This window comes from Fructilactobacillus sanfranciscensis DSM 20451, from assembly GCF_001436035.1.
Taxonomy (GTDB): Bacteria; Bacillota; Bacilli; order Lactobacillales; family Lactobacillaceae; genus Fructilactobacillus; species Fructilactobacillus sanfranciscensis.
In genome coordinates, this window is the sequence record NZ_AYYM01000009.1 from 31,454 (window position 1) to 38,965 (window position 7,512).

7 protein-coding genes and 1 pseudogene are annotated in these 7,512 nt (G+C 43.2%); 3 read left to right on the forward strand and 5 right to left on the reverse strand.

Annotated features, from left to right (window positions below):
• The 4 genes and pseudogenes from FD36_RS07050 to FD36_RS03740 form a co-directional block, all read right to left on the reverse strand.
• Positions 1-191 (reverse strand): DDE-type integrase/transposase/recombinase (locus tag FD36_RS07050; protein WP_421823268.1); only part of this gene is annotated, 191 nt, incomplete at its 3' end.
• A gap of 73 nt (positions 192-264) precedes the next feature.
• A complete protein-coding gene (crcB, locus tag FD36_RS03730) occupies positions 265-621 on the reverse strand; it encodes a fluoride efflux transporter CrcB (protein ID WP_056958090.1) in 357 nt (118 codons plus the stop codon).
• The gene (locus tag FD36_RS03735) at positions 618-1,022 is read right to left on the reverse strand and encodes a fluoride efflux transporter FluC (protein WP_225361968.1); all 405 of its coding nucleotides are present in this window, start codon (positions 1,020-1,022) and stop codon (positions 618-620) included. The genes crcB and FD36_RS03735 overlap by 4 nt, the downstream gene beginning before the upstream one ends.
• A gap of 440 nt (positions 1,023-1,462) precedes the next feature.
• Positions 1,463-1,927: pseudogene (locus FD36_RS03740) on the reverse strand (replication initiation protein); the annotation flags it as partial.
• Positions 1,928-2,129: 202 nt separating this feature from the next.
• Here FD36_RS03740 and FD36_RS03745 point away from each other — a divergent pair.
• The 3 genes from FD36_RS03745 to ppx are packed head-to-tail and all read left to right on the forward strand — an operon-like array spanning position 2,130 to position 6,772.
• Positions 2,130-3,659: a Ppx/GppA phosphatase family protein gene (locus tag FD36_RS03745; protein WP_056958095.1), complete on the forward strand. Its 1,530-nt coding sequence runs from the start codon at positions 2,130-2,132 to the stop codon at positions 3,657-3,659.
• Positions 3,660-5,816: an RNA degradosome polyphosphate kinase gene (locus FD36_RS03750; RefSeq protein ID WP_056958097.1), complete on the forward strand. Its 2,157-nt coding sequence runs from the start codon at positions 3,660-3,662 to the stop codon at positions 5,814-5,816. It abuts the gene before it with no gap.
• A 2-nt stretch (positions 5,817-5,818) separates the two neighbouring features.
• Complete coding sequence (gene ppx / locus FD36_RS03755) at positions 5,819-6,772, forward strand: exopolyphosphatase (protein ID WP_056958099.1); 954 nt, start codon at positions 5,819-5,821, stop codon at positions 6,770-6,772.
• A 286-nt stretch (positions 6,773-7,058) separates the two neighbouring features.
• Here the strand turns inward: ppx and FD36_RS03760 are convergent, their stop codons facing one another.
• Positions 7,059-7,409: a DUF5388 domain-containing protein gene (locus FD36_RS03760; protein ID WP_056958101.1), complete on the reverse strand. Its 351-nt coding sequence runs from the start codon at positions 7,407-7,409 to the stop codon at positions 7,059-7,061.
• Between the last annotated feature and the right edge of the window lie 103 nt (positions 7,410-7,512).

A 7,512-nucleotide genomic window follows, 5' to 3' on the forward strand; every position in this document is an offset into this window, starting at 1 on the left:
CGGATATGTAGTTCAGTTAAACGTTGATTGTAATCATCGCTGGTATACTGTGATCCTAAATCCGTATGGATAATCAGGTCCCCAGTAATGGTTCGATTTTTAACCGCGCTTTCAAGGGTCTTTAAGACTAAATCAGTGGCCATCTTTTTTGAGAACGAATAGCCGATAATCCGTCGTGAGTGCAGGTCCATGATGGTTGATAAGTAACACCAGCCATTATGGAAAACACCTCTTTTATGTCCAACTCATTATAAAATACGTTCACTAAGAATGCATACCCAACCACAAACCGCAAACCACGGCCAACACACCTAAGGCAACCGTCCCAAGCCAATACCAACCGGCAAGCAGATACCGATGGTTGCGAACCAGCACAAACGTATCGACGGAAAACGTTGAAAACGTGGTAAAGCCACCGCAAACCCCAGTCAGTAAAAATAGCGCCCAAGTTTCCGGTAGCTGACTGCCAGTCAAGTATCCGGCCAGAAGAGAGCCAATCACGTTAATTAAAATTGTCGCATAGGGAATCGTCGGCGACACCAATTTACCCAGAACGGTTATCCCATAGCGGCAAGCAGCCCCCAATCCGGCGCCGAGTCCTACCCAGATCATCGTTGTCATCGCTGACGCCTCCCAAATGCAGTAACCGCTAAGTAGCCAAGGAGGACACAGAGCATGCCACCAATGAGATTGACCAGTAAGAAGATCAGTGAGCCTAAGGGATTACTGGAAATCCCCTGCACATATTGCACAGTAAACGTTGAAAAAGTGGTGAAAGCCCCGACGAATCCCGTACCGAGACCAAGAATTTGCCACTCTGGTAAATCAAACCGCAAATCTAGGCTATAGATTGTAAACGTCAGTAAAAAGCACCCCGCCAAATTCACGACGCTGGTTCCAAGCAATCCATTGGCACTATGGATCCAGTTTCCAATTTCATATCGGGCAATGCCACCCAGCGCGCCACCGCAGAATACCGCGCTAACCTGCCCTAATCGATACCAGCCATTATTGTTCATCATGTCCTCCAGTTAAAAACCTTATTTCAGTATACCGAACATCATGAAAATTTTCATGAATAATCGAATTTTATTGAAAATTTCTCCAAGTTAAAATTTTTGTAAGCCCCTCCAATCCTTGGTAACATCAATTAAACAGGATAATTTAGTCGTTCAGATTATGATTTGAAAGGGGATCGCCAATATGAAATACGCCGTTACAGGGGCCACGGGGAAATTTGGTCAAACTGTCATTAAAGTGTTAAGTTTCTGACTAGCTCGTTTGATGATCGCTGCCTGATTTGCGTCTTGAAGATCGGTTCCCTGTGATCTAGCAATAAAATAATGGTCGAATCCCATGATGTTAAATCGACCTTGTGGTACATTAAAAGCGTATCAAGGATTTACCAATTTATTATATAGGAGATGTGCTTATGTTTTCATTTCTGAAGCCCGCACCAGATGGTTCGGAATTGTTTAAGAATACGAAAAGTTGTTTTTGCGTAACTACTCTTTAAATCTCGGAACTCTGTCAAAGCATAACGAACCCAACTTTCGAGATTATTTAGAAGTTTCAACGCTTTGGGATAAATTTGAATATCAACATAAGGAACGTCTGCAGATCCCTTAATTTCAAATCGAGTGAACATGACAAACATCTCTCTATCAAGACCATCTTTACTTCGAGAGCCAAATCTAAGACCTAGTATTTTTTGATATGTACTTTGTATGTCATCAATAAACCGATTATTTGCGGTTGGCTTATAGGCACTTAACTCTTTTAACTGATCAAAGGTAAATCTAACAGTATCATCACCTTTATCACGCATTCTAGAAACTACAGAAAAGAACAAGTTCATTTCTACAGGAGTAAATAAATGTAGTCGATAAACAGACAAAATGTAGTCTATAAACAGACAAAACTCTATCTATAAACTCCTGTGATCCTTGGGATAGTAAGACTAAAAAGGGGTCTAAAAGAGGTTTAAAAGATGTTTAAAAGAGGTTTAAAAGAGGTTTAAAAGAGGTTTAAAAGAGGTTTAAAAGAGGTTTATAAAATGTTAAGCTTAAATTAAATACATTACTTTAACCTTATTGGGGGTCAGGAAATCATAAAAATGGGGGATTGCCATGGCAGCAAAATTATTTGGAATTATGATGATTAACGTTCAGAGTATTGAATTGTCGATTGTCAATTTACGCACATTACGCCAAGTAGAACGAGTTCGTTCCGACGTTTCACTTGGTGAGGATATTTATGATCAGCATACGATCGATTATTATTCAGTGGAACAAGCCGCGCAGGCACTGAGTGGTTTTGTTCAGATCATGAATGATTACGGCGTTAAGGACTACCATTTATGGGGGTCGTGGTCCTTGTCATCCGCTAACAATGCCGACTATATTCAAGACCAATTACTTGTCCGGACTGGGCTCAAGATCGACTGGTTATCTAGTAGTCAGGAAACCTACCTGCGTTCAGTCGCAGTTGCGGTACACTTTCCACGATTCAAGCAAATGATCACGAAGCCGACCTACTTATTAGGAATCAACGCTGGTAGTGTCGGTATTTCGCACTACGATCAGAGTAACTTTGTCTTCTCCCGTAGCCTCCGTTTAGGACCAGTTCGAATCGCGGAAGTTCTTGAAGATTTGCAATCGAGCGTGCCTAACTATGTCGAAGTTTTGGATGATTATATTTCGAGTCAAATCGTTGACTTTGGTCGCTTCTTGCCTGGGCGAAGAGATCAGCCTAGTAACGTCGTCATGCTCGGCGTCGCGCCGTTTGCCACCCTCTTTCGCCAACAACAATCAAAAGCTGGCGTGGAGGAACTCAGCAAAGCAGATTTTCAAGCTTTATATGAGGACGTGTTGAACGCTTCTGACCAGTATTTAATGGATAAATACGAAGTTGATGAAGAAGACGTGCGCCTAATCGTGCCCGAATTACTACTTATTAACGAGTTACTACAACTCACTAATGCTGAGAAAATCTGGCTTGGCAACGTGACCGTGCTGGATGGGTTAATTATTCAAGAAGCCATTAAGTTGGGCTATAAGAAATATAACTTTAATGATCAAATCGTAACAGCAGCTAAGAACATTGCGGACAGGTACAACGTTGAACCTAAGCATAGCGACTTGGTCACCAAATTCTCACTGCACCTATTCGACCAGCTTAAACCGCTACACCACTTAGGCAAACGCGAGCGCTTATTCTTACAAGTCGCCGCCATCGTGCACGACGTTGGGAGCTACATTGACCCGCACCAACATTACTTACATTCGGACTATATCTTGCAGGCCACTGAACTCATGGGATTAACCGATACCGAAAAACGAATGGTCGCCCTGATTTCACGCTACCATAGCGCGCAAACACCATCAAAAGACATTCGCCATTTGGGACACTTACAAGTCGAACAACGCTTATTAGTCTCCAAACTATCCGCCATCTTGAGAATTGCGGACGCTTTGGATGACGGTCGCAAACAAAAAATTGATAAAATTTCCGTTTCAATTCGCAATCCACGGGTCATCATTACTTGCTTTGCTCATGATGACCTCTTCTTAGAAAATTGGGTATTCGCACAAAAAGCGGACTTCTTTAAAGAAGTCTTTGGTTTAACACCAGTGATTAAACTACGGGGGGTACGTTAAATGAATTATTATAAAGAAAGTTATTATACAAACCGTGAACTCAGCTGGCTTGATTTTAACTATCGTGTCCTTGATGAGGCACGTGATAAGGATAACCCCTTGCTAGAACGTGTCCGTTTTCTCGGGATCACACAGAGTAATCTTGACGAATTCTTCACGGTCCGGGTCGCATCATTACGTAAATTGATGTCAGTCAATTACACTAAACCGGATTCCGCGGGACTGACCGCTGCTGATCAAGTCAGTGCAATCAGTGATAAAGCCCATGAGATGGTCAAGCGTCAATACAATACATTAAACCGCTCGCTTTTGCCATTGCTGGAACAGCACGCGATTCATCTCTTGTCGATGGCTGATCTAAACGAGGAACAACACGCCTTTGTTAAGAACTACTTTGACGATGAGCTGTACCCGGCTTTAACACCGATGGCAGACGACTCTTCACGCCCATTCCCGTTCATTGGGAATAATACACTCAACATCGCCTTACGGATTTATAAAAATGGGGATAAGAAGGACCACAAGTTTGCCACCGTTCAAGTGCCGGACGTCTTTCCTCGCGTGGTCGTTTTGCCAGGCGCACCGAACCAGTTTATTCTGATTGAGGAAATTATCAAAGCCTTTGTCGGCTCACTATTTATCAACTACACGGTCAAGGAAACGAGCTGTTACCGCGTCATGCGGGATTTGGACTTAGATGTCGCCGAAGAGGATACTTCGGACTTATTAAAGGAGGTTCAAAAACAATTAAAGATGCGTGAACACGGTAAGGTCATGCGCTTAGAAGTCGAAAAGAGTATGAGCAAGCATCAACGCACGCGACTCGCTAAAGCCCTTGGGATTAACGAAAGTGCGTTATACGTCATCAACGGTCCTCTCAACTTGACCTTCTTATCCAAGCTGGTGAAAGCTGTGCAGGGCCACGAAGACTTGAATTATCCAAAATACCACGCCTACTATCCCGAGAAGTACCGCGAACGATCCATCTTTGATCTTATCAAGGATCACGACATTTTAATGCAATATCCGTACGATGATTTCAAACCCGTTGTGGACTTTATCCATGAAGCTGCGGAAGATGAGGACGTGTTAGCCATTAAGATGACGCTGTATCGCGTATCAGCTGATTCACCGATTATCAAGTATCTCGGGCAGGCTGCCCAAAACGGCAAACAAGTAACCGTTCTCGTTGAAGTTAAGGCCCGTTTTGATGAAGAAAATAACGTTCACTGGGCGAAAAAGCTTGAAGAAATGGGTTGTCACGTGATCTACGGTCTGATCGGGCTTAAGACACACTGTAAGCTTGCCCTCGTTGTTCGGCGAGAAAATGAAGGTATCAAGCGCTACATGCACATGGGAACTGGGAATTATAACGATGTCACCGCCCATTTCTACACGGACATGGGGCTCTTCACCGCTGATACAGACATGGGAATCGATGCTTCCAACATCTTTAACATGTTATCTGGCTATTCTGAACCACCGTATTTCCACAAATTGCACATCTCACCAGATGGCATCCGCGACTTTATCAACGAAAAGCTAGACGATGAGATTGCCATTGCCAAAGCTGGTCATCCCGCAGTTGTCAAAATGAAGATGAACTCATTATCCGATCCGCAGATTATTAGCAAACTCTACGAAGCTTCTCACGCCGGTGTTAAGATCCAACTGATCATTCGGGGAATTTGTTGTTTACGAACAGGCATCAAAGGCATCTCGGATAACATCGAGGTCCACTCGATCATTGGTCGCCTTCTGGAGCACAGTCGTATATACTACTTTAGCAACGACGGTGAACCACAAATTTACTTATCCAGTGCGGATATGATGACTCGTAACCTAAATCGCCGGGTCGAATTATTGTTCCCACTGCTCCAACCTGAAATCAGTCACCGTGCGATGACAATTTTTGAAACGATGTGGGCTGACACGGTCAAAACGCGCATTTTGCAACCAGACAATACGTACGCCCGTGTGGATGGGCGCGGCTTAGAGGTTTTGGACTCCCAGGCCGAATTCATTCGCGAAGCCGAGCAAGCAGTCAAGGCTGATCACGGCGATACTACGCCCACTAGCAACGCGCACCAGTTCATTCCGATGATGAGTCCCAAGAATGAGCCGGATGCTTCAGATCTTGATAGAGAGGATGATTAGCGATGGAAAACTTTGCGGTCATTGACTTAGGTTCCAATTCATGTCGAATGACAATTACACAGATTCAGGAAGACGGTAGTTATGCGGTCACTCACCGACTCAAGGAAATGGTGCGTTTATCCGAGAATGAAAACGCCACGGATACGCCGACCCTTCAAGCCGAGGCCATTGACCGCACGATTGCAACGCTAAAGTCGTTTGCTGCCGTCTACAAAGACTTACCTAACTTAACTATCAAGGCCGTGGCGACCGCTGCAACGCGAAAGGCCAGCAACCAAAAGAAATTTCTCAAACGCGTTAAAAATGATGTTGGCCTAGATATCGAAGTGATTCCTGGAACAACCGAGGCCTATTACGATTACTTAGGGGTAGTCAATATGCTTCCAACGACTAACTGCGTCATGGTCGATACTGGTGGCGGTAGCTGCGAACTCGTCCTTATCGTAAACGGCCAAGCCAAGAACCTAATCAGTTTGCCAATCGGCGCGGTCAGTTTATCCGAAAAGTTCGGCCTCAACGACCAGGTTACCGCTAGTCAATTATTTAAAACGATGACTTTCGTTGATAAAATTTTTAATAGTGTCTGGTGGTTGCGAAACGGTCTCAACTTACCACTCGTCTGTTTGGGTGGTAGCAACCGAACGTTAGCCAAAATTAACCGGCACAAATGCAATATTCTCAACTTTGAAGATATTCACGGTTATCGGCTACGTGACAACGCCATCTATGACACATTCAATACTGTCATTAGCCAGGATGCAGCTGGTCGCGCGGCTATTCCTGGATTAGCAAAGAACCGGGCTGATATTATTGTTGGTGGGATGCTTCCTGCCATTAGTCTGATGCGCTTTTTAGATTCTGACCGGATGATTTTCTCTCAAAATGGACTGCGTGAAGGCATCCTATTCGAGCACCTGACTGCTTTAGCTGAACAAAGTGCTAAAGTCAGCGAATAAAAAAATTGGACTGACATTTTTACAATCTACCACACAACCAAAAAGCCACTCATCTCATCACGAGGTGGGTGGCTTTTTTGAGTAAGTTAAGTGACAGCATTGATTGTTATATGATTGTGTATGTCCTAAATGGACACAAGCAACGCTCCTAAGCAAAGCCTGTATGTAATGATTTCAGAAAAGCCCTCTATTCTGCATAATAGAGGACTTTTTTGTGTGCATTCTGCTTAATTTAAACGGACAAGTATACATCTAAAAGGTGAACGTGTCGTCTGAGAGCACGTGATTATTTACTTTTTACTTTGTTAGCATTGCCGGTTTCCAAAGTCTGTATTTGATTCGTAAGCGTATTTTGTTCAGACTCAGTTAACGATTCAAAAAAAGTTTTTTGTAATTGGGCTAATCCGTTTTGTTGAGTTGAGCTATACCCTAAAATTACCATAGCTTTCATAAAGTTTTTTAGATGATTGTCAATTCTGAGCGTAGTATCAAAAGTAACACCATCTATTTGTTTAGACTTCGTTTTGTTTGATTCGTTTAGAGAAGATATGGAAATTTCTTTTTGGGGCTGGGGCGCCGATTTTCTAGGAATTATTTTGCTTTTATTTGAGTTAGGATTGTGTAAAAGTTCCACCATGCTAGTCCGCCCTTTCAATAATTTCTTGTGCCACAGAATCGTATAATCTAATTATTTTTTTATCGAACTGATCTTTTAGAAATACTGGATTGAAGTCAATATT

Bases quoted from the DNA above. Each gene is read 5' to 3' on its own strand.
- FD36_RS03735 (WP_225361968.1), bottom strand. From the start codon at position 1,022: ATGATGAACAATAATGGCTGGTATCGATTAGGGCAGGTTAGCGCGGTA.
- FD36_RS03745 (WP_056958095.1), top strand. From the start codon at position 2,130: ATGGCAGCAAAATTATTTGGAATTATGATGATTAACGTTCAGAGTATT.
- FD36_RS03750 (WP_056958097.1), top strand. From the start codon at position 3,660: ATGAATTATTATAAAGAAAGTTATTATACAAACCGTGAACTCAGCTGG.
- ppx (WP_056958099.1), top strand. From the start codon at position 5,819: ATGGAAAACTTTGCGGTCATTGACTTAGGTTCCAATTCATGTCGAATG.
- crcB (WP_056958090.1), bottom strand. From the start codon at position 621: ATGACAACGATGATCTGGGTAGGACTCGGCGCCGGATTGGGGGCTGCT.
- FD36_RS03760 (WP_056958101.1), bottom strand. From the start codon at position 7,409: ATGGTGGAACTTTTACACAATCCTAACTCAAATAAAAGCAAAATAATT.